Raw genomic sequence first — 26,839 nt, 5'->3', positions numbered from 1 at the left:
AACCCCCGTACGAATGTAGGAGTTCGGGGCGTTCCGACTATCGTCACCAGATGCCTGAAGCACCCGAGAAGTTCAACACCGCAATGACCGCCTGGCAGGAATGGCAGGAAGCCCCCTGGGGCCTTCTGCGCTACGCGATCGCCGAGGCGAACCTGGCCCGTCATCTCGACCGCCTGGATGGTGGGCCGTTGCGGATACTCGACCTTGTCGGCGGCGACGGGGGCGACGCCCTGTGAGCCACTCGAATATCTCCAGCCTCGCCTGACTCATGGTCACGAACAGCTTCTTGTGCATCGTTTCTCGCTTCAGTCCCTGCCAGAGGCTTTCGGCCAGGGCGTTGTCGTAGCTCGAGCCGACTCTGCCCATGCTTCTGCGGATGCCGTACTCGTCGCTGACCTGCGCGAACGCGGCCGAGGTGTATTGCGATCCGCGATCCGCATGGAAGATCACCCCGGTCACGTTCCCGCCCCGGGTGGCGACCGCGGCCCGCAGGGCGTCTGTGACCAGCTCGGTGCGCATATGGCTGGCCATGGACCAGCCGATCACCCGGCGTGAACAGATGTCGACGACGCAGGCGAGATAGAGCCATGAGGCTCCGACCTGCACGTATGTAATGTCGCCGCACCATTTCTCGTCCAGGCTGTCGGCGGTGAAGTTGCGCCTCACCAGGTCCGGTGCCGGTGGTGCGAGCCGGTCCGGGATCGTGGTCCGCTTCTTCCGCCGCAGGTGGCGGCCGACGATGGCGTGCTTGCGCATCAGCCGCGCGACGCGCTTGCGGTTGACCGTGTGGCCGAAGCCCCGCAGTTCCGCGTGGATGCGCAACGCGCCGTAGTTCCCGCGGTGTTCGGTGTGGATCTCGCGGATCTCCTCGACCAGGGCGTCCTCGTCGGCCTGGCGGGCGGCCCGCGCGTCCGCGCCGGCGATCCACCGGTAGTAGCCCGAGCGGGAGACTTCCAGCACCCGGCATATCCGCTTGATGCCGAAGTCCTCGGCGTGGGCGGAGATGAAGTCCCAAGCGGCGGTCTTCACTTCATCTCCCGGGCGAAATACGCCGCTGCCCGGCGCAGGATCTCCCGCTCCAGCTGCCATTCCTTCTCCGCCTTGGCCAGACGCGCGTTCTCCGCACGAAGCCGGGCCAACTCGCCCTGCGTGCCGTCCAGTTCGGGGCCACTGCCGGTCGCGGAACCATCGGCATCGCGCACCCAGGTGCGGAGCGTCTCGGGATTGACGTTCAGATCGGCCGCGACGTCCTTGAACGTCCGCCTGCCCGCCGAGGCCCGCCACAACGCGATCGCGTCGGACCGGAACTCCGCACTGTACTTCGAGGGCCTTGCCACGTAGATCTACACCTTCCAGGACCAAGAAGATCCATTGTCAGGTGTCCACACCACGGGGGTCGCCTCATCTTCCACGGGACAGCTCTGAGGCACTCGGCTACCCGGGGATCCCGCGCGTGAACGTGAAGGTCAGGCTCGACGACCCCGCCAGCTCCCCACCGGACCCCAGCAGGGAGATCTGCCCCTTCGCACTGACCTCGGCGCTGATCGTGACCTCATTGAGCTGAAACTCGCCGCAGTTCACCGAGAGTCCGGCAATGATCGAACGCATCGAATCAAGGAACCCGGTGACCCGATGCTGGAAGACGTCGACGGGAATCTCGGCCCGGCCGACACGCCATTCCTGGGGACGCTTCAACCAGGAGCGATCGTCGCTGTCCTCCAGCCCAAGCACCCGTACGACGTCGGGGCTCTTCGCTACATCGGCCTGCGGCTCGCCAGGGTTTGGCTCGTCAATTTGTTGAGACATGAACTTCCTCCGTCAGCTCGGGACAGACATGAAGTTGTGGGTCTACATAGGCGGCGTACGCGATGCCGAGCGGATTCCCGTATGTGTGCAACAGGCTGCTACGGGCTTCGAACACCGACCGACCGAGCGGCAGTCGGCGTAGCAGAAACCGTTCGTACAGGGCCTTGGAGAATTCCGCTGCCAGCGCGTCCGGCACTTCGATCTCGCTGCCGATGAAGCCGCGGTTTCCGTTCATCAGGAAGAGATAGGGAAACGAGAGGGCACTGGTCGCGTGCATGCGTGCCGCACCACAGGCGTTCATGACCACGAGCGGCATCTCACAGCTGTCCTGGCCGGGGCGGGACCTCAGCCCATACAGGTCTTCCCCGATAGCGCGGAGCTTCACCCGTAGCTCCTGGCCACCGCCGCTCAGCTCGATCGCGTTGTCGAGGGGGCTGTTGAGAGTCGCGTAGCAGTGGCAGGCGAAGTGCAGAATCTGGTCGGGGATGTTCCGGAGCTCACCGGCAAGCGAGCGTCGAGGATCGAAGATCTGCTCCGCCAGAGTGGCCGCCGCAGTGTCGCCGTAGGGGTACGGCCCGTCGACTTCCACCCGGTGCGCTGCCGCGGAGGTGAACCAGCCGAGCTCCTTCCGGGCGCCCTCAAGCTGATCATGCTGAAGAAAACGCAGGGGCAGCCGCCCGCCCGGCGTGGCTTCCAGGCACAGGCCCGAGGGGATCGGAGCGGACAGCAGCATCGAGCGCTTGACCATGCAGGAGAAGCCGACCAGGTTGCGGCATTCGACGATGAATTCCGCACGATTTCGGGGTTTGTTCGGATACCCCTGGAAGAGCGGAAGTAGTTCGAGGGGGAGGAAGGTGTCCTTGTCGCCGATGCACTCCACGAGCGGTGGAGGCAGGTCCGGGTTGCGGCCGTAGGGCAGCGCCCTGTTCCAGAAGGTCTCGAGCCCCTGGATGACGTCGCCCTGAAGGCCAAACAGGAGGAAGCCAAGCCCTGTGCCGATCCGGTGCAGGACGTCGAAGACCTCGGGAACGTCCCGATCGTCCACCTCCAGATCTGGTAGCACGTCCTTGAGCTCCAGCAGGCCTGCGTCGAGCTGGCGCCGCGCTTCGTCCATGACCCCCTGTTGGGCCAGGGCCATCGTGAGGGTCGGCGTGCCGTTGCGGGCATGGAAGACGATATGTGTGCTCTCGGCACGGTGCACACGCACGGTGACGTCAGCGTCCAGGCTTCCGGTCATCCGGAGACCTCCCCGATGTCGGCTGGGGCGGCGGCCCTGACCGCGATGGACACGGCGATCACCTGGAGGAGCCGGCCGCTCTGATAGAGCTGGAACCACACCTCGTGACGGCCCTCTTCGTCCGGCATCTGGAAGCGAAAGACCGTCTGTGCCTCCTTCTGGGTCCGCAGGGTCTGTCGCTGTGGACTGGGAGTGAGCGTCGGACTGTCCACCATGGCTTCGAAGTCGACGGTCGGCACATCTCTGCCCCCTTCGACATGCACTGGTTCAAGGGCGAAGAACTGCCGGTCGGGGGCAGTCTGCTGGGTGGAAGCCGCACCCCGCGCACGGGGGTCACGTACCACGAAGAGGACCAGGCCGAAGCGCTGCCCAGGAGACGCGACGACGGCCGTGCCATAAGCCGCCCCGCCAGTCGGCCGGGTGTCCGCCGCCCCGTCCGCCGCGTGTCCGTGACCGGTGTCGAGCTGGAGTGCGAAATAACCGGTGAAGTTCGCCAACGGCGGCCCGATGACGGATTCCTCGATCCCCTCGCGCAGCGCCTGCCGCAGCTCCTGGACCGAGCTCTCCTGCAGGTCAGCCACCTGGCGCCCGAGACGCTCACCGACCGACTTCGAGGTGTGCTGAGCGACCTCCTGTGCGAGCCTGCCCAGATCCTTCTTGCCGAGGCGCCCGGGAGTGAGGCGCTGGGCCAAGGCCTCGTGCTCGTCCCGCAGCACCTCGCAGACCTCCCGAAGCACCCGCTCGGATACCTCGGACACCAGGCTCTCGCGGCTGACGGCGGACACCTCGACGGCAGCAGCGGTCTCTGCGGCGCCGGACCAGACGAGCGGCCGGTCGTATCCCCCATGTCCCTCCAGTACGTCGCTGAGCGTGATCAGCTCGGCATTGCTGCCCGGCGGGGGCAGCCGCACCGCTTCGGCCAGATCGAAGCGGTACACCTCCACGGCGCTCACGCGGTGCTCGTAGGCCTCCACGATCCGCCGCCGACCCAGTGCCAGCGCGGCCAGGGCGATCAGGAACGGGCCGATGAACAGCATCGCCAAGCCACCGCCGCCGGGTTGAGACCGGGCGACGACACCAGCCGCGAACACCCAACTCAACCCGGTGCAGACGGCACTGGCGGCCGTGACGCGCAGCAGCGCGACATCCCGGCTCCTACGGTGCGCCTCACGCTTCACCTCGAGCGAGGCGACCAGTTCGATCCGCGGCCACACCCTGTCGACGACCAGGCCAGTGGTGAGCGCAGCCTCGACAGCGGCCTCATTGCCAGCGGCGGGCGAGAACGGACGGACCAGACGACTGAGAATTCCGGTAGCCCGTGCCGCAGGGCGATAGCGGTCGAACTCCACCCTGATCTGTTCCTGGTCGCGCCACGACCGCTCTTGTTCGAACCGTGCCCGCTCCCGGTGCAGGGCCTCCCGCTCCCCGTCGTGCGGTGACTGCGCGTCCAGCTCGCGCTCGCGCAAGTACCGCTCGTGCTCCCGCAAGTACCGCTCCCGCTCCGACCACTCGCTGTCACGGTACGGGGCGTGCCGTGCCGGCTCCCTCCGCCGCACGTAATGAGCAGCCGCCTCCACAAGGCGCGGCACACACCCCGGGCGCAGCCAGCCGAGAACCAGCCCTTGAAGCATCAACAACACCGCGACCGCGATCGCCAGTTCGGCCACGCCGACCAGCACATCGGCAAACCCGGTGCCTGGACGTCCGGCGCTGTCGAGCACCGCCCACACGACAGAGCCCAGCGGAACGACCAGGCCAGCGGCGCGCGCCCACAGCGGGACCATGCCTCCGGGAGGAGGTCCGATGGGTTCCGGACCGCTCCTGCGCAGGCCTCGGGACCAGGTCAGGTCGGGCCAGGAATCCAGCATCCACAGGCCGACGAGTATCCCGATCAGCCAGAGCCCTCCGACAAGCCCTGCGGCGACGGAATGACCGTCGACTGCGAGCTTGGCCGCGGCCGCGCCCAGGCCTGCCGTGAAGAGCAAGGTCAGCCCCCAGCCGGGCCAGCCGTCCAGGTCGTCCGCACCGCACAAGCGGTAGGTGAGCGTGATCAGGCCGAGGGTGGCTGGCCCGGCAATGAGCCCCGCGACCAGTGGCTGGTCATCTGCCGCCAGGCGGACAAACAGCCAGCCAAAGGCTGCGCCCGAGAGAGCGACGCCGACCACAACGACGGCTAGCTCGTGATCTTCCATCCTGCTGTCCCGGATGACCAGGCCTGTCCAGAACACCAGGACCACAAGCGCCACACCGCCCGCGAGCCACGCCGGCCCTGGTCGGCCGTCGACGGCGAAGACGACTGCGAGCCAGACGAGGCCGACCTCCGAGAACCCTGCCAGCACTTCGAAGATCACGCCCTTCCGAAGGCCCGAAGTGCGTGGGGCGGTCAGCGCCAGCCCGACGTGCAACACCGCATATCCGCTGGCCGCGGCCCCTGTGGCGGCGGCCATCAGTCCGAGGGCGAGGAGACCGATACTGCCGTCCGGCAGACTCCGCACAAGGAGCTGAACCGCTACCAGGCCAAGGACCGCAGTAACCACAAGGAGCGCGAGAGCGAAAGCGGCGTGTCGCAACTTCGATTCTGAGGTCATCCCAACCCCAATCAGGGGTCGCCCGTCTCCCATTCCACGGGCCGGGCGGACAGATTAACCATGGCGACAGTGGCACATGAGCCGTCGGCGACTCTGCGGCAGGCGATCAACTGACGCCAACCGGCGCTTAGACCCAACTACAACTCTGCGCCCCGACGGCCACACGAGCAACGCGTGGGGATCCCCCGACCCGCGTCTCACACGCAGCTGATGTGCAGGACCCTTGCCCTTGCCCATGCCCTTGCCCATGCCCGCATCGGCAAACTTGAGGGGCCACGAAGTTTCCGGACAGGGACCCAATAGGGTTGTCCTGAACAGGAAACGAGGAAGAAGTGGCGCCACTCAGCAAGTACTCGCCGGAGTTCCGCGAGGAAGCCGTCCAGATCGCGTTGAGGTCAAGCAAGACGATCTCCGAAGTCGCCCGGGAGCTTGAGCTGAACCCGGAGACGCTACGCGGCTGGGTCAAGAAGCACCAGAAGCAGCAGGAACCGGCTCCCGACGCGGAACTGACGGTGAACGAGCGGGCGCGTATGAAGGAACTCGAACGACGCAACCGCGAGCTGGAGATGGAAGTTACCTTCCTGAAAAAAGCCGCAGCGTACTTCGCGAAGGATCCCCGGTAGCAAGCAAGTACGAGTTCATCGACGAGATGCGGCTCGACACCGAGGAGTACGCATACAGCGTCGAGTTCATGTGCGGCCGACTCGGCGTATCCAGATCCGGCTACTACGACTGGCGATCCCGCCCGGAATCCGCGACGGCCCAACGGCGCGACGAACTGAAACTGCTCATCGAGAAAGCCTTCGACATGTCCGACGGCACCTACGGCCACCGGCGCATCCAGGCACAGCTGGACCGCTGGGACATCACCACCGGCCTGGAACTGGTCCGCCGGCTCATGCGCGAGCTGGGCCTTGAGCCCTGCCAGCCGCGGCCGAAGAGGTTCAGCCTCACCCAGGCCACAGTCGGCCAGGTGCCGGACCTCGTCGGCCGCAACTTCACCGCTGACACACCCGGCGAAAAACTCGTTGGCGACATTACCTACATCGCGACCGGGGAAGGCTGGCTGTACCTCGCAACGGTCATCGACTGCTGCACGAAGGAAGTCATCGGTTACGCGATGGACGACCACTACCAAACCCCACTGATATCCAGGGCGATCCGCAACGCGGCACGGAACAGGAACCTCTCGGCCGGCGCGATATTTCACTCCGACCGCGGAAGCAACTACATGTCAGCCGAATTCGGGAAGACGCTCGACCGGTTCGGGCTCCGCAGATCTTCCGGCCGCACCGGGATCTGTTTCGACAACGCCATGGCCGAATCATTCTTCGGCTCCCTGAAGAACGAGCGTGTATCAAGGGTGACTTACCTGACCCGCGAGGCCGCCCGGCAGGACATCACTCGCTACATCGAATTCTGGTACAATCGCAAACGCCTCCACTCGGCGGTGGGCTACCGCCCTCCACGCGAAGTCCACGCCGAATACGAGAAGTTGCGAATCGCCGCGTGAAATAGACGGTCAGACACCTGTCCGGAAAACGCGAGGCCCCTCAACTCCCCTTCGGGAACGCCCTATGGGCTATGACCGCGGTCCACTCGGGCACCGGCGGAAGACCTTCCGGACGCATGGACACCCACACCACCACCCACGGCCGGTGACGGGAGAACGACCGTGAGAGAGATCATCCCGGACCCGGACCACCTGACACTACGAATTCGGCAACAGAGTCGCGTCATCCCTCAACCCACCTGGTGCCTGGCTACGCTGGGCGGCCAGCTTCTGCTGGCCTGATCCGCTTTGGACATCGAAGACCAGGGCTTCAGCCCGGAAGGATGATGTCCATCATCGAGAGTACGGGGAAGAAGAAGCCGCGCCCTCGTCGCTCGCTCACTCCAGAGTTCAAGGTCGAGATCGTTGAGTTGCGCCGACGCAGCGACCGGTCCGTTGGCCAGATGGCCAAGGATTTCGACCCGACCGAGACCGCGGTGCGCTACTGGATCAAGTAGGCCGAGTTCGGCAGGGACGACTTCGACATCGACTTCGACCGCCGACAGGTGACCTGCCCCCAAGGCCAGGTTAGCCGCGGTTGGCACGGCCCCTACCCGACGTCCTCACCCACTGCGGCCCCACTGATCGTGGCGTGGTTCACCAAGGGCCAGTGCCGGTTCTCGATGGTCCACTGCGAGCGGACGATGGCCGCGAGGCGTTGTGGGGATGCCTGTCTGCTGGTCAGATCGGTGATCACGTAGACGTCGTCGGTACGAGGTGAACCCCCGCACCGACTGAGCCACGACTCGCCCCAAACCCTTCGTGCTGGCAAAAACGTCTCGTGCGTCGTGAATGCCCGGCGTACGGTCATATGTGTGAAGCCAAAGCAGCCGTTGCTCCCTTCCCTGGAAGAACTCCGCGCGGAGGCCGCCGTCAACGAGATCCTGGGAACACGACGGGTCGATTACGACGATCAAACCGAGAACGGCAAGGTGGACTTCCTTGTTGACTCTGCTGTCGGCAGCGCAGGGCCTCACGTCGCTCTGGAGGTGTCGTCCACCATCGATCCCGCCCGTCAGCGTCTGTGGCACGGCGTGGACCGCCACTACGCTCAGACGCGTTCCGATCTCCAGGGCGACTGGCAAGTTCAGTTCACCGCCGACACACAGTTGAAGCAGATCCGCGCCCGGCTGACGGCCCTGCTGCTCCGTTTGGAGTGCAGGAACGTGGACAAGATCGGTCTGAACGGCTGGGACGACAGCACACCAGCGGGAGAGCTTCCCACGGCGCAGCACGTTGGGGACCTTCAAGACCTTGCGAGGCTCAACGTCACACGCGCCGAGCGGATTCGCAGCGCCAGTGCAGCCGGTCGGATCATCCCCTTCGAGATGAACTTCGGGGTCGCCCGCAGCAACGCCAACACCATCACGCCCTGCCTCGACGGCTTCCTCGCCTCACAACAGGGCATGAACAAGGTGAGGAAGCTGGCCCGTCATCCCGACCGGGAGGGGCACCTCTTCATCTGGGCAGATCCATCCGACCTGAGCATCACCATGTCCCTGTCCCATGGGTTCCTGCCCACAGACAGCCCCAGAGTGCCGCCCACCGTGCACACCATCTGGCTCGGCTCGCTCCACGCCGATGCAGCCGTGTACCGATGGGATCGTTCAGGCTGGACCCTTCACACGGTGACGGCATGGACGTGCTCACCAGCCTCTGACGACACCTGCTGACGCTGCTGATTTGGGACCGCGCCCAACTCGTCACGGCTACAGACCGGCAGACAGACCGTCAGGACATGGTGCGTTCTGGGATGCTTGCTCGGTATGGATCCCAGAGGGTTGGCAAGGGGACGAATGGGCCTGCACATCTCGCGGATCGAGATTCGGAACTTCCGCAACTTCCATCACCTGGACATCGACAACTTTCCTGCCCAGGCGGTGATCGTTGGCGAGAACGGCGTGGGCAAGTCGAATCTGCTGGAGGCGATCCGTCTGGTGCTGGATCCCTCGCTGCCCGACTCCCGTCGCCTGCTGCGCGAGGAGGACATCTGGGAGGGCGACCCGGCAGGGCTGGCTGGCGGGGCCGAGGTGACCGTCGTCGTGGAACTTCAGGGGTACGACACAGATGACGACGCTAAGAGTGTCCTGTCCGCAGCCACCGTGGGCTACGACCCCTACACCGCCCGTCTGACCTACCGGTTCGCCCCCCGTGCCGAGGTCCAGCTCGCGGCCGGCCCGAGTGTGCAGATGACCGGGCGGCCCCTGACGGCGCACGACTACGACTTCGTCGTGTTCGGCGGCGAGAGCGAATCCAACGACGTCCGTGCGATCCGCCGCGAGGTGGCGCTGCGGGTCCTGCCGGCCTTGCGCGACGCGGAAGGCGACCTGCAGAACTGGCGTCGCAGCCCTTTGCGGGACCTTCTCGAGCGGCTTCCTCTGGACCCGGCCAACCTGAAGGAGACCGCCGCCGCGATCGCCGCCGCCGTGGACCAACTGGCGCAGGACGCCAACGTCGCGAAGCTGGAGGAGCACCTCTCCATCCGGCTGGGAGCCATGCTCGGCCCGCGCCTGGCCGTGGAGCCCACGCTCGGCTTCGCATCCTCAAAGCCCGACGAGCTCGTCCGCGCCGTCCAGCTGTTCATGGACACAGCCCGCCGTAGAGGCATCTCCGACGCGAGCCTGGGCAGCGCCAACGTCATCTACCTGGGCCTCCTGCTGGAAGCCCTCAGCCAGCAGCGCCTGGACGAGCAGTTCGTCGCGACTCTGGTCGCTGTCGAAGAACCCGAAGCGCACCTGCACGTCAGCCTCCAGCGGCACCTGTTCGGCTATCTGCTGCGCAGCGGTCCGTCCCTCGTTCTCACCACGCACAGCCCGCACATCGCCGCGGTCGCTCCCGTCCGCTCCTTCATCGTGCTGCGCGCCACTGATAACGGGACCGTCGGAGCGAGTACGGCGGCCCTCCCCGTCTCCGACGACGAGGCAGAGGACCTGGAGCGCTATCTCGACGTCAGCCGCGCTGAGGTCCTGTTCGCCTCCGCCGTGGTCCTGGTCGAAGGTCTGGCCGAGCTGTATGTTCTGCCGGCCCTTGCGGCCGCTGCGGGATTTGACCTCGACGCTTACGGGGCGATCGTCGCCAGCGTCCACGGCACCGACTTCAAGCCCTACCGGGCTCTCCTCGGTCCCAGCGGCCTGAGCACACCCCATGTGATCATCACAGATGGGGATGCCGCACCGGACAAGCGCGGCAGGCGCGAAGCCGGACTCCGACGCGGTGCGAAGCTCCACCCCGATCCCACGCAAAACGCCATGCTGCTGGACCGAATTGGGAATCTGCCCGCGTACGGGGGAGCCGGCTACAACGAGAGCCGTGCCCCTCTGGCCGACGGCCTGCAAACCGCCGGCGTGTACGTCGGAGCCCAGACCCTGGAGACCGACCTCTGCCGCATCCTCGGCGACGAGATCCTGCACGCCTTCCAGGACCTGAACAGCAATCCGACGGCGATCGTGGAGGTGAACGATGGCGTCATGAACGAGTCGAATCCGTTTGGGGTGGATCCCGAGACCCGGAAGAAGTTGCTCGACCGCATCTCCGATCTGGGTAAAGGCCGTTTCGCACAGCGCCTTGCCGCGCACATCAGCACGATCGACCTGCGCGCCCGCATCCGCGCGGTAGCCGGGATCACCGACGCATCCGCACCCCTGGATGCTCAGGTACTGAGCCAACTGGGCAGTGCCTCCTACCTGTTCCTGGCCTTGGATGACATCTCCCGCAAGACGCGGGAAACCTCACTCTTCGCACCCCTCCCGGACACCCACAGCGCCTCGCGGGGAACCGATGTTCCAGGTCAGTGACGCGCTGTTGAGCGAACTCGAAGATCTCCATCCCAGGCAGCGCGAGGCGGTACTGCACCCTGGCAACGTCGTTCTCAGAGCGGGACCGGGGAGCGGCAAGACTCGAACGCTCGTCGCCCGCACCGCCTACTTGCTGGAGACACAGATCTCAGCCTTCCGCGGCGTCGCCTGCGTCACCTACACCAACGCCGCCGCCGATGAGATCCGCCGCCGCGTTACCCAGCGCGGTGTGCGCGCCGAAGGACGGATCACCTGTACTACCGTCCACGCCTTCTGCCTGAACGAGATTCTGCGCGCGTTCGCCGCACTCACCCGCGAACCCGCACCGCAGGCAGGGCAGGTCCTCGGCGACACCGCCACGAAGGTGCTCCTGCAGCACTGCTTCGACGCGGTCGGCATCGCCGAGACCCTGGCCCAGTTCAGGACAGGAGAGGCCAGCAGAATCCGCCGCGCCAACGCATGCAACGAACCACTCGACGGCTTCGACCCGCGAGAAGTGGCGGCAGCCCGCCTCTACGAGGAGCAGCTCGTCGCCCGGGGAGAGATCGACTTCGAGGCCATGGTGACGCGGGCCCTGCGCATCGTGCGCGACAACGAACCCGTGAGAGACCTCCTGCACGCCCGCTTCCCACACCTCATCGTGGACGAGTACCAGGACCTTGGAGGTGTTCTCCACGAACTCGTCCTGGCCTTGCACGACCTGGCCGGCATCACCGTCTTTGCCGTCGGCGACACCGACCAGTCCGTCTACGGGTTCAGCGGCGCCGACGCCAAGTACCTCACCGCCCTGGCCAGCCGCGAAGATTTCCGCGACCTACCCCTGGAAGTGAACTACCGCAGCGGCCAGAACATCATCACCCATGCGGAGGCGGCCCTGGGGGAAAGCCGCGGGCGAAAGGCCCGCGACGGAGCATCTCCGGGAGAGGTCAACGCCGAAGTAGTCGAAGGAGGACTCGATGACCACGCACGAGTGGCCTGCGACCTCGCCGAGCAGGCAGAGCACCAGCAGGTGCGCCCCGAGCGGATCGCCATCCTCTATCCGCAACGCGGCCCCGTCCTCGACACCTTGCTGACCGAACTGTCCCGTCGGGGGATGGACTTCCTACACGAGCGCGACGACAAGCTCCCCGCCGGAACGCTCTCCCGGTTCATCCAACGCTGCGCCAGCTCCGCGGTGACGAACTACCAGATCCACGCTGCCTCCGCTGAGGACCGGCCCAGCATGCTACGCCGGGCGGAGGCGCCCCGGCTGGTCGCGCTCGAGCACGCCCTCAAGAAACTCCGCACGGAGGCTCAGTTGCCTCCCCCTGCCTCGCGCCTGACCCTGCTGAGGACCCTGCAGACCTGCCTTGACCCCCACTCGCTCTACCCGATGAGCGCACCGGCGCATGACTGGCTGCAGCAGCTACGCGACCGTCTCACACTGGATGAGATTGCTGAGCAGCACCCAGACAAGGACAACAGCACCAGCCTCGATGATTTTGCGCACCTGTGTCAGACCAAGGGCCTCCTGCTTCAGGACCTGGCACAAGGAGAGCAAGTGCTAGGCAAGATCCTGCTTACCACCTACCACTCAGCCAAGGGCCGGGAGTTCGACACAGTGATCCTCCCTGGGCTGCTCAACGGGATCATCCCACGACGCATCAACCATCGCGGGCTGTGGCGCGACCCGAACCCGAAGGAGCTCGCCGAGCAGCGACGCGCCTTCTACGTGGCCCTTACCCGAGCAGAATCGGCGCTTCACCTGATCTACGGCCCCGGGTACCACACGAAGAACGGATACTGGCGGCCGGATGGCCCCTCGGACTTCGTGATGGAGATGGCCAGCCGATTGCCATAGTGCGGAGCGTCGGTACCCGACCCGCTGCTGAGCCCGCCGCGGAATGAGGTCCTAGTCGTCCCGTGCAGGAGAATCGGGCGCCGGAATCTAAGGTGGAGCAAGGAGGCACCACCGGCCACGTGCGGCCACTCAGCGGGCTCAGGCTCTTTCCTCAGCATCAGTCCGGTACCGGGGCTTCCCAAGGCGATTCGATGGAGCCGTCCGGTGCCCAGCCATACCGCTGCAGCGCCTGCGCTTCGTCGCTTCGGTCGGCCTGGCGCAGTGTCTCGGCGGCTATCAGCAGGGCGGCGGTGTACCCGGCGTCGGCTTGTTCGTTCAGCCACGTCAGGGCTTCGTCGATTCGGCCAGCCTCCTGCAGCATTTCGGCTACCTCCCGAAGGTCGATGCTCGTGCCGACGTGGGCGATGCGTTGATACCAGATCATGGCTTCGTCGATTCGACCAGTTTCCCGCAGCATCTGTGCCGCATGGCGGGATGCCATCAAGTTCCCAGCGCTTGCTGCACGTTGATACCAGGTTAGGGCTTCATCGGTCCGGTCGGCCTGGCGCAGTGTCTCGGCGGCTATCAGCAGGGCCGTGGAGTTCCCGGCGTCGGCTTGTTCGTTCAGCCACGTCAGGGCTTCGTCGATGCGGTCGGCCTGGCGCAGTGTCTCGGCGGCTATCAGCAGGGCGGCGGTGTACCCGGCGTCGGCTCGTTCGTGTAGCCACGTCAGGGCTTCGTCGGTTCGGTCGGCTTGGCGCAGTGTCTCGGCCGCTACCCGAAGTGCGATGGAGTTGCTCCCGCCGACCCGGTCGTGCAGCCAAACCAAGACCTCATCCGTCCGGCCGGCTTCCCGCAGTAACTCGGCTACCACCCAAAAGGCCATCGTGTTCCCGGCATCTGCAGCCCGCTGATACTCCAGAATCGCTTCGCTCGTCTGTCCAGCTTCGCGCAACGTCTCTGCTGCCACCCAAAGTGCCATGGAGTCTCCGGTGCCGGCTGCCCGCTGGTACCAGGCCAGGGCCTCGTCGGCCTTGCCTGCCTCCCGCAGCATCTCGGCAACCGCCCGCGGAGCGTCGGAGTCTCCGGCGTCGGCTGCCCGCTGGTACCAGGCCAGGGCCTCGTCGGTCCGGCCGGCGTCCCGCAGCATCTCGGCCGCATGTCGCAGGCTCTCCCCGCTCAGGTCCGTGTTGGCTAGGGTGTCGGCCGCTCGCTGGTACCAGGCCAGGGCCTCATCCGTCCGGCCGGCGTCCCGCAGCATCTCGGCCGCCCCAAAGGGAAATGCCTTGTCGGCATCGCGCTCGTACCAGGCCAGGGCCTCGTCGGTCCGGCCTGCCTTCCCTAGCATCTCGGCCGCCGCCCGCAGAGCGGACGGGTTCCCCTCGTGGGCGTCGCGCTCGTACCAGGCCAGGGCCTCGTCGGTCCGGCCTGCCTCCCCTAGCATCTCGGCCGCCGCCCGAAGAGTGATGGTGTTGCCGGCGTCCGCAGCGCGCTGGTACCAGGCAAGTGCCTCGTCGGTCCGGCTCCCTCCCCGCAGCAGGTCGGCCGCCGCCCGCAGAGCGGACGGGTTCCCTTCGTGGGCGGCGGTGGTGTAGAAGCGAACGGCTGTGCACAGCAGACCCCGGTCGCGAGCTGCGTACGCGAAGCTGATGTGCTCACTGGGCGCGGCGTGGTCGATGAGCGCTTGCCAGAGGTGAGCCGGGACGCGGCTGACGTGGCGAGACGCGCGTGCGTGTTGCTCGAGATAGTCGGCGAGGCGATAGTGGGGCTGAGCAAAGGCGGTTTGCCCTTGACGGGGGCGTATGAGGCGTAGGGGCCCGAGGGCTCCGCGCAGAGGCTGGGTGGCGTAGGCGAGCGCCTCTTCCACCCAGTTGTCGGGCAGTAGATCCCATTGCGGATCGGTGAGGTAGCCCTCGGCGGCGGCTTCTAGGAGATCGAGAGGCAGAGCAGGGCGGTGGCCAAGGCGCCGTGTGTCCATGGCCGCCTCGATGAGAGCTCGCGCGGGCGCGGGGGCGGTGCGGTATCGCTCGATGAGAGCGGGAGCTCCAGCGAGGTACTGGGTGACGTGCCCCTGCTCGGCACGATCGGCAGCAAACGCGAGCCGCTGATCAAGAGCGGCCGCCTCCCACAACGGATCCAGGTCCTGACCGGTGAATGTCTCTGGGACGGCGATGCCCTTTCCAGAGAGTAAGTCTCGGGCTGCAGTGTGAGGACGCTGCCCGGCGAGGCCGGCAGGGGGCGAGGTGGTGAGAGTGGTCCAGTACTCAGGCCAGATGGTGCCCAGAACGAGGACCGGGGCTCGCTCCGGGTCGTTCAGCAAGGTGCGCAAACCGGCGGCGAGGCGTTCGCCTTGCGTCGCAGCGGGGGTGAGGAGGTAGTTCTGGGTCTCGTTCAGCCACACCACCGTGTGCGGTCCGACCCGTTCGAGGGCCTCCAGGGCGGCCTCGGGCCGACTGGGGTCATAGGGGTGCCACAACCGCCAGTGGTCCGGCACTGCTTGCACCGCTTCCCAGCAGGCACGGGTCTTTCCTGTTGAGGATCCGCCGACCAGCACCGCCAGCACACTTCGGCCCCCTACGGCCTGTTCCACCAGATCGCCCAACTGCTGATCATGGGCGCGCCGTACATAGGCCGTCAGCTCGGGCAGTCCATTCACGGGGAGTTTCCTCGTCGTACTTGATGCAATCGGCCGGTGCACCTCCAGTGCGAAGGGGTCCAGCTCCCTCACCGGCAGTCCCAGGGCCTCGACGGGATGCAGGCGTGCCTGGACCCACAGGCTGCACACCCGCGCTGTGGCGTCGTCCTCGCTCGCCTGCGCCCGCCGAGCCAGAACGACGGCGACAGCGACCGCATCGTCCCGATGGGCAGGCAACTCCGCAGATGTCAGGACGCGGCGGATGGTATCGCGGCTCGGTGCGCCGTCGAGGGCGTCGTCGTTTGCAATGTCTTCGGCTATCTCGTCCAGCGTCGGCGCGCCAGCCATCGAGTACAGCTCGTAGAGCAGGCTCTTCAGCTCGTGCAACCGGCCCGGTGCCACGCGCGGCCGTTTCACAGTCCGCGGCCGCCGCACCGGCCCCTCCCCCTTGTTGCGGCTCATCGCAATATCGTCGCGTATTCGCCCCATGGCCTCGCCCCGAACTGTCACAACGGCTACCTGTCGGCGCGACTGATTGCGACTGAGAGTTCCATGCCGAGCAACCCCCATCGTGGGAAGCAGGCCGGCCACCCACGCCGACCTCGACTCATGGAGGACCGATGCCCCGCACACAACGCAACCGCCGACAGCGCCTGGCCCTGGGGCGCACTGCCCTGGCAGGTTTCATCGCCGGCACCACGCGCGCCGTCATTGGCTGGCTGCTCGACCAACTCCGTGTCTAACCGGGCCCGGTCAGCGCACCCGGCTGTTCATCGCGTCTGTGGAACGGCCGCAGCTCTGTTCCTCGAGATCCCCGGCTTCCCTGCAATGGCTCTCACCTCTCCTCGAGCCCGAGAAGTCGACGGATCTCCGCTCAGTCCTTCGCGCGGGTCTGCAACCGGTACGTCATCGAGGTCAAACGACGCCTCACCTCGGCAACCCACGAAGCAGTCGAACGCGACTACGTCGCCCAGGCTGCCAACTACAACGCCACCGGACCGCCCTTCGGCATCCTCGCCATCGGCGACCACAGCGACCACCGCGGCGGCTACTCCGATCTTGAAGACCGCGTATGGATCATCCAGCACGCCAGATCACCCACCGAAGTACCCCGACTTATCGTCGCCGGTGTCCTGCCCATTGGCCGTCCCACCCCATCAGCCCTACGCGCAGACCGGACCAACGACAAGTAGGCCGCCTGAGGCTGGCCCCGCGGGCCTGCGGCAGCGCGGAGGCGGAGCGAGACGTGCGGATCTCAATCTCATCGATCCACGGTTCCATTAATCCCCGAGGCCGTAGTCGTTCAGGTCGCGGGCCCGAATCCACCAAGGCCGGGAGTCTGGCGGAGGTTTTCGGTCCGCTTCCTGTCGATCCGTAGACGCGGCGCCTGCGGGCGATCACGCTGGACGTGCCGGCCGACACCGTCCCCGGCGCGCCGGGGGACCTTGCGCGCCATCGGGTCGACGCGGCCCAGGGTGCGGGCGCTGGCCAATCGGCGGGATGATCCGGGGGTGGGCGTGCTCCAGACGCTGATCGCAGTCGCGCTGGGCGGTGCGCTGACCATCGCGAGCCAGGTCGTGATCAGTGTGCTGCGGACCAGGGACGAGCGTCGCCAAAAGCGCGAGGTGGCGGTGGCGATCCTGCGGGTGCATCAGTTCCATTTCTACACCGCGCAGCACCTGCTGAAGGAGTCGTTGGAGAGCGGCCGATGGTGGTCGCGGGAGCTCGAGTCCTTCCCGCTGGCCAGTGACCAGGACCTGCGGGAGGTGACGTTGCTGGTGCCGATCCCGGTGTGGCGCGCATACACCGCGGCGGTGCGGCGCCTCGCCGGGTGCACCCGACTGCGTGAGAGCGCCGGGGACCGGAACACGGTCAGCACCCCGCACCTGCAACTGCTGCTCGGCGCGTACGTGACCCTGGACCACGCCCGCCACGCCATGGCCCCGCTCAGCAGGGTCCACGCCGACCCCGTCCCGCTGGGAGTCCTCGCGCTGACCAGGCAGGAGATCGAGGACGCCGTGCGCCTACACGCCAGCAGGCAGGCGCCGCGCGAGCAGTGGGCCGCCCGGCTCGCACCACCCGCGTAGGAACAACGGGGCGGAGGCGATCCGTTCCTACGTGCACCCGCACGGGGTGGGCGCCGCCGGCCCGGCCCCCGGGTGGACCGCCAGCCCCACGACCCGCGACTTCAGGTTGAAATCAACCCAGTAACCCTGCGCGACCACTCCCCAAGATCTGTGCCAGAACGTGAGCCCGCGGCAGCAGGTGAGGATTCACCCTTTGACGTCTCTGGTCGTAAAGCAGGTGACCTGCGCTCCGGACGGGCCGAGCTGGACTAACCGCGGCTTGCGGCTACAGCCTCGGAGGAGCTGCTCATTCGGCGGTCCAGTACTCCTCGGGAAGCGCACGGACATGCAGGAACTGCATGTCAACCTGGGTGACGTGCTGTGCTGAGTGGACCAGACCGACCATCGTGGCCAGGCTTACCTGCTCGATCTTGACGGCCCCACGACGGGACGACCAGAGGTTCGCCGTGAGCTCTCCCTGATCAGCTCCGTCGAACTCGTAGGGGAGCGAGTGGGCCAGCTTGTTCCGCAAGGTGAAGAGTGCACGAAGCACGGGGAGGACGAAAGGGAAGTCATCGTCCCACCGTTCGGCTTCAAGGATTTCTTGGAGCAACCCGAGCTTGGCGTTGATGCTCAGCTGGCATATCGCCTTGCTCTGGAGGAGAAGAACCTCGTATGTGGAGCGCCCCAGTCGCGAGGCAATCAGGGTGTCCATCATCACCTCAGCCTGCACGGCCTGCCCGAGAAGCGCTTGCGCGGCAAGACTCACGCTGATGTCGTCAGGTAACCGCGTGACGAGCGCACGCAGCCTCAGTGGGTTCATGAGCGGAGTCTGGCAGGAACCTGCGTTTGCTCACCGGGAATTGTTAGTGCGTTGTGGCAAACCGGATCTTGTTCGAGCGGCAGCGGGTGATCATCTGGACGGAGGTTCGGGTGCGGTCGCGGGCATGAGAGAACGGGCCCCTTGGCAGTGACGCGGTTACGACACCAGCACGACCAAGGAAGCCCGTTGCCTGATCAGTTGAGCAGTATCTCTGCGCATGCGTCCACCGCGGTCACCCCTGGGTGTGACTGCTACGTGCACCGGTTCGGTTCGATCGCTCCGGGACGGCGGGCAGGCTGCTATCCCAGTGACATGACGGATGCGGAGTGGGCCGAGGTCCGCGCCGCGATGCCGGTGCCGGCGTGGCTCCTCAAGCTGGGCGGGCGTCCGGAGGCGTTTTGCCACCGCGAGATGCTTGACGCGGTGCGCTACCTCGTCGACAACGGCGTGAAGTGGACGGCTCTGCCGGTCGATTTCCCGTACTGGCGGGCGGTCTACGACTTCTTCCGCCGCTGGCGGTCCTACGACTACGTGCGTGAGCTGTACGAACGCCTGCGACGTTCGGCGAGGGAGCGCGCAGGCCGCAACGCCGAGCCCAGTGCGGGAATCATCGACAGTCAGTCGGTGGACGCCTCCGAGACCGTCGGCGAGGACAGTCGCGGATACGACGGCGGCAAGTCACGTGACGGGCGCAAGCGTCACATCCTGACCGACACGGAGGGCCTGCTCCTGGAGGTGACCGTGACCACGGCCGATGTGCACGACTCCAAGGCCGCCCCCGCACTGCTGGAGACGTTCATGGAGCAGCCGGGCCGGCTGCTGAAACTGGTGTGGGTCGACAGCGCCTACCAGGGTCCGGCGCTGGCGAAGGCGTTCGCCCGTCACGGAGTCCGGATCGAGGTCGTGCGCCGATCCGATGGACAACGCGGATTTGTCGTACTGGCCCGCAGGTGGGTCGTGGAGCGAACGCTGAGCTGGCTCTCCCGCTCACGCCGCCTCAACCGCGACCACGAACGCCGCCCCGATCACCACCAGCAGATGGTGTGGTGGGCAGCCACGATCAGGCTGTCGCGCCAGATGGCCGGCGATGCCCCGCGCTGGCCGGAGAAGCGTTCCGGCCGACGGCCCCGGGCGCGGGCATGAACCGTCCGTTCTTCTCCCGCAGCAGCCAGCCCCGCTTCTCCAGCGCGTAGGCACGGTGACGGATCTTCTCCACCTCGTTCTTGATCTCCGCCTCCCGGCCCACCACGCGCGTCAGCTCCACCCCGCTCACCGGCCCCGAAGCGGCCACCACCGCGGCGAACACCTCCCGATAGAGGCCGCTGAGCACCTCCTCACCCATGCCCGACCGCCACACCGGCGGCCGCTCGCCATACACCGCGCCGGAGCCGCTCGATCCCCCAGCGGCAGCCGCCTCACCACCAGACGGCACGGAAACCGGCGTATTCACCGCGCTCTCCTCGGCCAGCACCGACACGAGCTCCTCACGCCCCACCCGGGCCCGCTCGACTCGCTCCCGCGCGGCATCCACCTCCGCCTGAGCCTGCTCCAGGACCTCCGTCCAGGACCCCAGCTCCTGCCTCGCCCGCGCCTCACGCCGTTCCATCAACCCCAGCACCGACGGCATCGCACCCTCCTCGATCAACAACAAGCCGTCCGCTGCCTGGCCCCAACCCTCCGCGATCACGCCCTGCACACGAAGAAGCCCCTGCTCATCGAACACGGACTCCCTTTGCCACGACGCACTGAGACCTGTCATGCTCGGCAGGGAGCAGCTCTACTGCAGGTGGTGCGGACGGTGCCTGTCAGCCGATCCGCCCCGGCCTTGTCGGCGTGTGGCTTCAGCCTGCGCAGCTCCCGGCAGAGCCCCAGCGTAGGAAGTCTTCGCTTCCTTCACTACCGGTGACGGCGACCGCGTACTGCGCGTAGCGCCACTCTTTGCGGGCGTGGGACTCGGTGAGGACTGCTTGGCAGGCTACGTCGGAGGCGGTCTTTGCCCACTTTTCTCGCGTTGTCTGGTCCCATTCGGGCTTTTTGGCCCACACGTACATCACGGCCTCGTCGGGGGCGAAACCGACGGACATGTTGTGGTGGTCAAGCCAGTTGGGGTCGTTGCGGATGCGGGAGTTGCCCTGCCACGCGGAGATGACGCCGCTGGCCGTTTCTCCGGCCACACGGATCTCGTCGTTGTCCGTGCTGGGGATCTGCGCTTGCTCCAGGCCCAACTCGGTCGGCTGCCACCAGGAGTCCTGTCCCACACCGGGTGAGCTGCGGTCCTGGATGGACGCGGCGCATGCAGTGTTGGTGCGGAAGTTGTCCTCCCACACGATGCCGGGCCCGCCCTTGCGAGCCGTGTCCACCACCACGTACTTGCTGTAGGGGGAGTCGGGGTAGGAACGGACGAGGTCCTGCAAACCCAGGCAGACTGTCTCGGCGACCTCTTGCACCGCCACCGAGGGCAGTTCCTGGCCGCTTGTCGCGATGTACACCTCCCCCCTGGATTCATGGAAGGTGATGGTGCGGTCCATGTCTGGGTAGGCGACAGGGTCGAGCCAAGCCCCTGTCCCCATCGCGCCGGGGGCGTCGTTCTCGGCAGGGGTCCGGGCCGGCCGGGATTCCTTCCACGTGGCGAGGGACGCTTCTCCTGAATCGGCCTTCGTCGCACCGTTTTGGCCGTCGCTCCGGACAGCTGAGGGCGTGCCGCTCGCCATGTCCGCAGCCGGGCTGGGGCGGGAGGCAGAACCGGCTGTCGGGTTGCTCTTCTTGGGGGCGCTGTCTGTTTGGGAGAGGAGACCGCCGACGAGCGCCCCGCCCAGGGCAGCGGCGCCGATGAGCACGGCCCCGGTGCGGCCCTTGCGTCGCCTGGCGGATACTTGCCAAGACGGGTCATCCAGGGTGGGCATGTCCCACGCGGCGGCGACGAGATCGCCAACCATGGTCGGCTCCAGCCCGGCACCCTCGACAGGTATGACCTCTGTGGCCTGGGAGGCGAGGAGCAGCGAGCACTCCTCAGCGGCGGAGATGGCGCTGATCCGCTCCTCGGGATCCTTCGCCAGGGCCTTCTCCACGATCTCCTGCAGGTCTGCCGGAACACCGTCGAGGTCCGGGTCACCGGACATGACGCGGTAGGCGACCACGTCGGGGGCACCGGTCCCGAACAGGAGCCGTCCGGTGGCCGCGTAGGCGAGGAGAGCGCCCCAGGCGAACATGTCCCCGGCTGGTCCTGCGGTGCCGGTGCGGTAGTGCTCGGGGCTGATCCAGCCCGGTGTGCCGGTCATGACGCCGGTTCGGGTCACGCTGGTGCCGTCGGCGGCGTGGGCGATACCGAAGTCCAGCACGCGGGGTCCAGCCGGGGTGAGGATGACGTTCTGCGGTTTCACGTCCCGGTGCACGACACCTGCCTTGTGGATCGCGGCCAAGGCATGCGCGGTACCGGCCGCGAACGCATACAGCATGCCGCCCGTGAGCGGACCGTGTTCGGACAGGTGCTGGTTCAAGGTCGGGCCTGGGGCGTACTCGGTCGCCAGCCACGAGGCGGCGGCCTCGGGGTCGGCGGCCAGAAGCGGTATCAGGCAAGGGCCTTGCACCCGGGCGGAGAGCTGTACCTCACGGCGGAACCGGGCCCTGAACTCAGGATCCTCGGCCTGAGCGGCATGGATGACCTTGACCGCGACCCGCACCCCGGCCGGGTCGAGGCCCGCATGGACAGCCCCCATGCCGCCCGCACCGAGACGGCCGATGATCCGGTAGGGGCCGACCCTGGACGGGTCACCGGGACGGGCAGGCAAAACCCGACCGCCAGAGTCAGCAGCGCTCACAGAGACATCTTCCTTCTATACGGGTGAGTGCTCGGGGCTGGGCGGGCGCGCTGGTGCGCCTGCCCAGTCGTCAAGACGTTGGATGCTAACTGTGACCCGCCGGAGCAGCGTGGGCGTCTCGTGCGGCGGTGGCGGCGAAGACACCACCGCGATGAACGGCGGAATCCGGATATGGCCTGACCGGCGTCCGATGGCGAGCCTTTGGAGCGCAACTCAGCGTCGGCGTGGGGTAGTTACGACTACCATCGAATCTGATGTGCGCGGATAGCGAGGGGGAGTCCGGTGGCGCCGTATGTGACGCAGCATTTGCTGGTCCAGGGCGGGTACGAAGCCGGCCCGCACTCGCCGCTGCCCCAGGGAGCCCGGCAGAACGCGTCGGCGCTGGCAAGAGCCTTGACGGATCCGCTGGCGGCCGGTGTGAATCCCGAGACATGCCACACGATGGTCCCAGACTCCGCGACGGACGTACTCGGGCGAGTGGAAGAGATCTCGTCCTCCGACGACGGGTTACTGGTGTACTGGACCGGCCATTGCCGGTTAGCCAGGGACGGATCGCTGCAGTTAGCCCTGACGCCCGGATCCCGTGGTGCCCCCGCACACTGGCTGCCGGCCTATGACCTCGCGCGGGCGATGACACGGTCCGGGAGCCGAGACCAGGACCGTCTGCTGATCCTCGACACGTGTCTTGCTTCGGACGATCCGGGAAACGAGCCCTACAGCACCCGTGTGGTGCGGCGCGAGATCGACCGACTGAGCAGGGCGGGGGTCGCCGTCCTGTCGTCGGTCGGCGCCTCACCGCTCGGGTTCGCCGTCAACAGCCACGCTCCTTCGGTGTTCACTCAGCAACTGGCCTTACTCCTTCGGTCCTCTCCCGTCGCACACCACGAAGCGATGGCACTGCCCGGGCTGCACCGCCTGCTCGCCGCGTCTTTGCGTAGCAGCGGCTACCTGCGCCCGATGCTGCGCAACGCGAAACGGTTTCAGCGCCCGCTGGCGGCCTCCATCCAGACGAAGCGCGCTGCGGGGCCAGGAGAAGGGCTGCCGACACGCCGGCACGCGGCGATGGAGCTGGCGCTCTCCCGGTACGCCCTCGCCGTGGCCGGAAGCCCCCGAGCCCGTGCCAAGGACACCAGCTCCCACCAGTTCTACGACCCTGCCGCCGACGCGGCCACGGTGTATGACGCGCTGCTCGGCAGCCACTGCGGGTTCACCTCCCGCAGCACGTCCCTGCTCAGCGATCCCCCCTCGCGCCATGGGCTGCTCAGCGCGGTTGAGGACTTGACCGAGCAGGGCCAGAACCTGGTGCTGCTGTATATGGCCGGCCACGGCACGGTCCGCAGCTCCGGGCGCAAACTCGATCTCGCGGTGTACCTCGCTGACGACGAAACCGTCCTGGTCAGCGACCTCGTGAACGACCTCCGCAAAACGCACGCCGAGCGCGTGGTGATGATGCTCGATGTCTGTTCCGTAAACCCCTCAACCGCGCTGTCTCGCCTGACACCAGGGTTCTTACATTCCGAGCAGCGCCCCGGTTTCAGCAGACTGATGGTCGAGTGGCTGAACACCGCAAGCCAACGGCGACGAAGCCAAGAAAGCGGTCTGGAGACCCGGGGGCAGCAGGACAACTGCCTCGTACGATGGGGGCCAGAGTGGGCACTGGATACTGCGATGCGCGAGACACCGCAGTGGCTCTTCGACTTTCCCGGCGCGGCGATTCGGTGCCTCGACGACTCAGGCCCCATGGAGCACTGGATGCGCCTGCTGCGCAACAGTACCGGCCTCCTCCCGCGTCCCGGGTCGATCCTGTCATCGATCTGGGACAGCCCCCTGTCGGACGAGCCTGGCTGGACCTCGCCGGGGCCGGACCTCGAGGAGAGACCGGTAAGGCAGAGCACTGTGCCGCAGACTCGGGGGCGCACCTCCCGTGCTGATGCGCCCGCAGCCGTACCCGCCGCGCCTCCCGCTGCCACACGCACGGCTTCCGAGGGCGGTGCCCCGCGCCGCACGGTGCACCGCCGCCACCGCGCGCAGCTGCGGGTCGCGGACGGGTCACTGCCGCTGCGCGTGGGCCGGCACTTCCGGGTGACGTTCAACTACCAGCCGCTGGATGAGGAGTGGAGGGTGCGTCCCGGCGTTGATGCCTCTGAGACGTCCCCACTGGACATCACCCTGCGCATCGGCGCCGGCAGCGCGAAGGTCAACCCGTCGGTCATTCACACCCGGCTCACCGACGACAGCGGTACACCGCCGGAAGACTTCAGGATCACCCCCCGCTCCCAGGACCCGGTGACCCTGCGCATCGACGTCGTGCGCAGCGCGGACGGCGCGGTGATCCAGCAGATCAAGAGCGTTCTGGCGGTGTCCGGTGGGGACGGTGCGGATCACTGACCATGGCAAGTGACATCGAACTCGACTTCACCCTGGAAAGCGACTCGTTCGGAGAGCTGGCGCGGCTGCCGCGCTCGCTGCCCGGAGCGCTGCAGCCCCGCTCCATTTTCCTCAACTTCGACGACGCGCACGACGGCACCTTCCGGGTGAGCGCCTACGGCCCCGCACTGCCCTACGACGGCAACGCGCAGCTGAGCGGATTACTGAGGCTGAGCCGGGAAGACATATCCGCGGCCGTGGGCAGACTCCACGAGCGGTGGCTGCAGGCGGTCGTGTGGCACGAGCACGCACCCCGGCAGTACACCTACGAAAGCCTGCCCGTCCAAACGCTGGGACCAGAGAGGGCCAGTGTGTTGCTCGACGAGGTGGGCAAGGAACTCGCTGTGGCCGGTGACGCCCTGTACCGGTTGCTCTTCCACGGCGGCGACCAGGGGCTGACCCGCCTGGAGAAGGCCCTTTCGAAAGCGTTACGCAGCGGCCCACAGACCATCACCGTCACCTCTGCGGACCTGTTCGTGCCCTGGGGCATGCTCTACCTGCCCCCCGCCCCCGACACGCGCCTGCTGCGCGCCGGCACAGCCGCCGAATGGCCGGGGTTCCTCGGCTACACCCACCTCATCGAGCACTGTCTGGGCCCGGTCGACGACTACACCCCCTTCATCAGCCACGGCGCCGAACGGCCCAAGGCCGGACTCCACTTCGACCTGCGCCTGCAAAAACCAGACGACCAGGAGGACGGCTGCCCGCTGCGGCCGGTCCGCAACATCGTGGAAACCCACGCAGACCCCGCCGAGCGGACCACCAAAGCGGAGACAGCCGAAGCTCTCACCGAACCGGACTGCGCCGACCACATCCTCGTCTTCGCCGGCCACGGCACAGGCAAACGCCCCGGCCGCAGAGGCGACGAACAGGCCCAGGTCACCCTCAGCGACAACAAACCAATCTATGCCTCCGACCTGCAACAATGGGCATCACACCGAGACATACGGCTCCCCGACCCCTTATGTTTCATGATGGTCTGCGAAGGCGGCCGCGCCGGAATGTATCTCCATGAGGGGCTGGCGCGCCCGCTGTTCAACCTCGGTGTCGGCTGCCTAATCGGCCCCCAAGTCGAAGTCAACACGTCCTTCGGCAGCAAGTTCGCCTGCCGGTTCTTCGAAGAGTTCTTCAAGGGAGAGTGCGCAGCCCCCGTGGCGCGCCACCTCACCCAAGAGTTCATCCTTCAGCACGCCACCCCGCTGGGCCTGGTGTTCACCCTCGTCCGCGGCATCGACAACTGTTTAGTCGACGAAGCAGAGAGCGAACGACGACCGTGAATGCCAACGTTGACCTGATCGACCTTGACGCCCAGGGGCGGCTGCTCCACCCCCGCAGCCGCACTCCCGTCCCCCCCGACGACATCCCCGCGGTCCTGGAAAGCCATCTGCGACTACGCGAGGACACCACCGACATCTTCCTCTACGTCCACGGCTGGCGGACCAGCGCGCTGGAAGCCCAGGACGATGCACAGACCCTGTTCGACCTGGTGGAAAGCGTGATGGCGCAGCAGCCTCACGCCTACCCGCGGATCCATGGCTTCCGGCCGCAGTACGTCGGCGTGCGCTGGCCCTCGCGCAGCTCCCCGCTGCCCTGGGGCTACCGGACCATCCGCGACCGGACCGCCACGATGTCCCTCACCGGCCAAGTGCCCCGGGTCCTGGGCGCGGTTCTCGGCTACTTCAATGCGCACCGCGAACTGCCCGAGCCCGGCCCCGATGTCCTCGCCGGCGCCTACGGGCAATACCTCCACTGCGTCGGCCACTCGTTCGGCAGCCGGTTCCTGCTCCACGGCATTCTGGAAGCAACCGTGCGCCTGGCCCACGGGGGACCCGACACCTTGTCCTGGTCCTGGAGGGACCGCGCCTACCCCTGGACCCTCGACAGCCTGACCCTCTTCCAGGCCGCATTGCCCGCGGACTCCTTCCTCCACAGGCCTTATGCCAACATTCTCGGCGCGAACGTGCTCAACGCACCTGTCGCCATGACGTTTTCACCCGCCGACACGGCCCTGGGGTTCTGGCACCGCCGCACCGAGAAACGGCAAGATGCCATCGGCTACCTCGGCGCGACCGGTCCCGCCGAACACCTCCAGGAGCTGCCGCTACACGAGGTGAAGGCGCCCTACGACTTTCCGCGAGACGTACGACTGCTCAACGTCAACGCCAGCCACCGCTTTCTGGACGGCAGCCGGCTCACCGGCGGAGCCCACTCCGACTTCTACCACCCCGAATCGGCCCACCTGCTCCTCTCACTCGCCGACGCCGCCCGCTGACC

At 66.9% G+C, this 26,839-nt stretch carries 19 protein-coding genes and 1 pseudogene; 11 read left to right on the top strand and 9 right to left on the bottom strand.

The window, feature by feature from the left end; all coding sequences use genetic code 11:
• Nucleotides 1-210 precede the first annotated feature (210 nt).
• The 4 genes and pseudogenes from SLUN_RS40665 to SLUN_RS01130 form a co-directional block, all read right to left on the bottom strand.
• Nucleotides 211-1,337 (bottom strand): annotated as a pseudogene (locus tag SLUN_RS40665) (IS3 family transposase); the annotation flags it as partial.
• A gap of 97 nt (nucleotides 1,338-1,434) precedes the next feature.
• Nucleotides 1,435-1,806 carry a Pepco domain-containing protein gene (locus SLUN_RS01140; RefSeq protein ID WP_159100121.1) on the bottom strand — a complete coding sequence of 124 codons (372 nt, stop codon included), beginning with the start codon at nucleotides 1,804-1,806 and terminating at the stop codon, nucleotides 1,435-1,437.
• Complete coding sequence (locus SLUN_RS01135) at nucleotides 1,790-3,043, bottom strand: CHAT domain-containing protein (protein WP_108146755.1); 1,254 nt, start codon at nucleotides 3,041-3,043, stop codon at nucleotides 1,790-1,792. Before SLUN_RS01135 ends, SLUN_RS01140 begins: the two co-directional genes overlap by 17 nt.
• On the bottom strand, nucleotides 3,040-5,490 hold the full coding sequence (locus tag SLUN_RS01130; RefSeq protein WP_159100120.1) for a DUF2339 domain-containing protein: 2,451 nt from the start codon (nucleotides 5,488-5,490) through the stop codon (nucleotides 3,040-3,042). The genes SLUN_RS01135 and SLUN_RS01130 overlap by 4 nt, the downstream gene beginning before the upstream one ends.
• Nucleotides 5,491-5,963: 473 nt before the next feature.
• Here SLUN_RS01130 and SLUN_RS01125 point away from each other — a divergent pair.
• Together SLUN_RS01125 and SLUN_RS01120 are read left to right on the top strand one after the other, a co-directional pair.
• Nucleotides 5,964-7,144, top strand: a protein-coding gene (locus tag SLUN_RS01125; protein ID WP_108146753.1) for an IS3 family transposase whose coding sequence is annotated in 2 segments (ribosomal slippage) — nucleotides 5,964-6,228 and nucleotides 6,228-7,144 — 1,182 coding nt in all. Because the reading frame shifts where the segments join, the coding sequence is not laid out codon by codon here.
• Nucleotides 7,145-7,467: 323 nt separating this feature from the next.
• Nucleotides 7,468-7,641: a hypothetical protein gene (locus SLUN_RS01120; RefSeq protein ID WP_108146752.1), complete on the top strand. Its 174-nt coding sequence runs from the start codon at nucleotides 7,468-7,470 to the stop codon at nucleotides 7,639-7,641.
• Nucleotides 7,642-7,733: 92 nt separating this feature from the next.
• Here SLUN_RS01120 and SLUN_RS01115 read toward each other — a convergent pair whose 3' ends face one another.
• The gene (locus tag SLUN_RS01115; RefSeq protein ID WP_170146518.1) at nucleotides 7,734-7,880 is read right to left on the bottom strand and encodes a hypothetical protein; all 147 of its coding nucleotides are present in this window, start codon (nucleotides 7,878-7,880) and stop codon (nucleotides 7,734-7,736) included.
• A 118-nt stretch (nucleotides 7,881-7,998) separates the two neighbouring features.
• On the opposite strand from SLUN_RS01115, the gene SLUN_RS01110 reads away from it, so the two are divergent.
• The 3 genes from SLUN_RS01110 (at nucleotide 7,999) to SLUN_RS01100 (ending at nucleotide 12,817) form a co-directional block, all read left to right on the top strand.
• Entirely contained in the window at nucleotides 7,999-8,856 is an 858-nt protein-coding gene (locus SLUN_RS01110) for a hypothetical protein (protein ID WP_159100118.1), read from the top strand.
• A 123-nt stretch (nucleotides 8,857-8,979) separates the two neighbouring features.
• Nucleotides 8,980-10,977, top strand: coding sequence for an AAA family ATPase (locus SLUN_RS01105; protein ID WP_159100117.1), 1,998 nt, complete (start codon nucleotides 8,980-8,982; stop codon nucleotides 10,975-10,977).
• A complete protein-coding gene (locus tag SLUN_RS01100; RefSeq protein ID WP_159100116.1) occupies nucleotides 10,961-12,817 on the top strand; it encodes an ATP-dependent helicase in 1,857 nt (618 codons plus the stop codon). The genes SLUN_RS01105 and SLUN_RS01100 overlap by 17 nt, the downstream gene beginning before the upstream one ends.
• 157 nt (nucleotides 12,818-12,974) lie before the next feature.
• On the opposite strand, the gene SLUN_RS01095 is transcribed toward SLUN_RS01100, so the two are convergent.
• Nucleotides 12,975-15,893 carry a tetratricopeptide repeat protein gene (locus SLUN_RS01095; protein ID WP_159100115.1) on the bottom strand — a complete coding sequence of 973 codons (2,919 nt, stop codon included), beginning with the start codon at nucleotides 15,891-15,893 and terminating at the stop codon, nucleotides 12,975-12,977.
• 158 nt (nucleotides 15,894-16,051) lie between these two features.
• Between SLUN_RS01095 and SLUN_RS40660 the strand changes: the two genes are divergently transcribed.
• The gene (locus SLUN_RS40660) at nucleotides 16,052-16,174 is read left to right on the top strand and encodes a hypothetical protein (RefSeq protein ID WP_257153618.1); all 123 of its coding nucleotides are present in this window, start codon (nucleotides 16,052-16,054) and stop codon (nucleotides 16,172-16,174) included.
• 768 nt (nucleotides 16,175-16,942) lie between these two features.
• On the top strand, nucleotides 16,943-17,518 hold the full coding sequence (locus SLUN_RS01090; RefSeq protein ID WP_108146746.1) for a hypothetical protein: 576 nt from the start codon (nucleotides 16,943-16,945) through the stop codon (nucleotides 17,516-17,518).
• Nucleotides 17,519-17,804: 286 nt separating this feature from the next.
• Here the strand turns inward: SLUN_RS01090 and SLUN_RS01085 are convergent, their stop codons facing one another.
• Nucleotides 17,805-18,320: a hypothetical protein gene (locus SLUN_RS01085; RefSeq protein WP_108146745.1), complete on the bottom strand. Its 516-nt coding sequence runs from the start codon at nucleotides 18,318-18,320 to the stop codon at nucleotides 17,805-17,807.
• A gap of 312 nt (nucleotides 18,321-18,632) precedes the next feature.
• Here SLUN_RS01085 and SLUN_RS01080 point away from each other — a divergent pair, with 312 nt between their 5' ends.
• Nucleotides 18,633-19,463: an IS5 family transposase gene (locus SLUN_RS01080; protein ID WP_254710161.1), complete on the top strand. Its 831-nt coding sequence runs from the start codon at nucleotides 18,633-18,635 to the stop codon at nucleotides 19,461-19,463.
• Here SLUN_RS01080 and SLUN_RS01075 read toward each other — a convergent pair.
• Both SLUN_RS01075 and SLUN_RS01070 read right to left on the bottom strand, forming a co-directional pair.
• A complete protein-coding gene (locus tag SLUN_RS01075; RefSeq protein WP_257153617.1) occupies nucleotides 19,381-20,043 on the bottom strand; it encodes a BAR domain-containing protein in 663 nt (220 codons plus the stop codon). The two genes, SLUN_RS01080 and SLUN_RS01075, sit on opposite strands and share 83 nt — an antisense overlap.
• Nucleotides 20,044-20,161: 118 nt before the next feature.
• Nucleotides 20,162-22,108 (bottom strand): serine/threonine-protein kinase, encoded by a 1,947-nt coding sequence (locus SLUN_RS01070; RefSeq protein WP_217505680.1) that lies wholly within the window; start codon nucleotides 22,106-22,108, stop codon nucleotides 20,162-20,164.
• Between the two features lie 312 nt (nucleotides 22,109-22,420).
• Between SLUN_RS01070 and SLUN_RS01065 the strand changes: the two genes are divergently transcribed.
• The 3 genes from SLUN_RS01065 to SLUN_RS01055 are packed head-to-tail and all read left to right on the top strand — an operon-like array spanning nucleotide 22,421 to nucleotide 26,837.
• On the top strand, nucleotides 22,421-24,526 hold the full coding sequence (locus SLUN_RS01065; RefSeq protein WP_108146742.1) for a caspase family protein: 2,106 nt from the start codon (nucleotides 22,421-22,423) through the stop codon (nucleotides 24,524-24,526).
• A gap of 2 nt (nucleotides 24,527-24,528) precedes the next feature.
• Nucleotides 24,529-25,842, top strand: coding sequence for a CHAT domain-containing protein (locus tag SLUN_RS01060; protein WP_108146741.1), 1,314 nt, complete (start codon nucleotides 24,529-24,531; stop codon nucleotides 25,840-25,842).
• Nucleotides 25,839-26,837 (top strand): hypothetical protein, encoded by a 999-nt coding sequence (locus tag SLUN_RS01055; RefSeq protein WP_108146740.1) that lies wholly within the window; start codon nucleotides 25,839-25,841, stop codon nucleotides 26,835-26,837. The genes SLUN_RS01060 and SLUN_RS01055 overlap by 4 nt, the downstream gene beginning before the upstream one ends.
• Nucleotides 26,838-26,839 lie beyond the last annotated feature (2 nt).

Origin of the sequence: Streptomyces lunaelactis (assembly GCF_003054555.1) — a bacterium.
Taxonomy (GTDB): Bacteria; Actinomycetota; Actinomycetes; order Streptomycetales; family Streptomycetaceae; genus Streptomyces; species Streptomyces lunaelactis.
The sequence above is the reverse complement of the archived record's forward strand: the minus strand, read 5'-3'. Positions and strand labels throughout refer to the sequence as shown.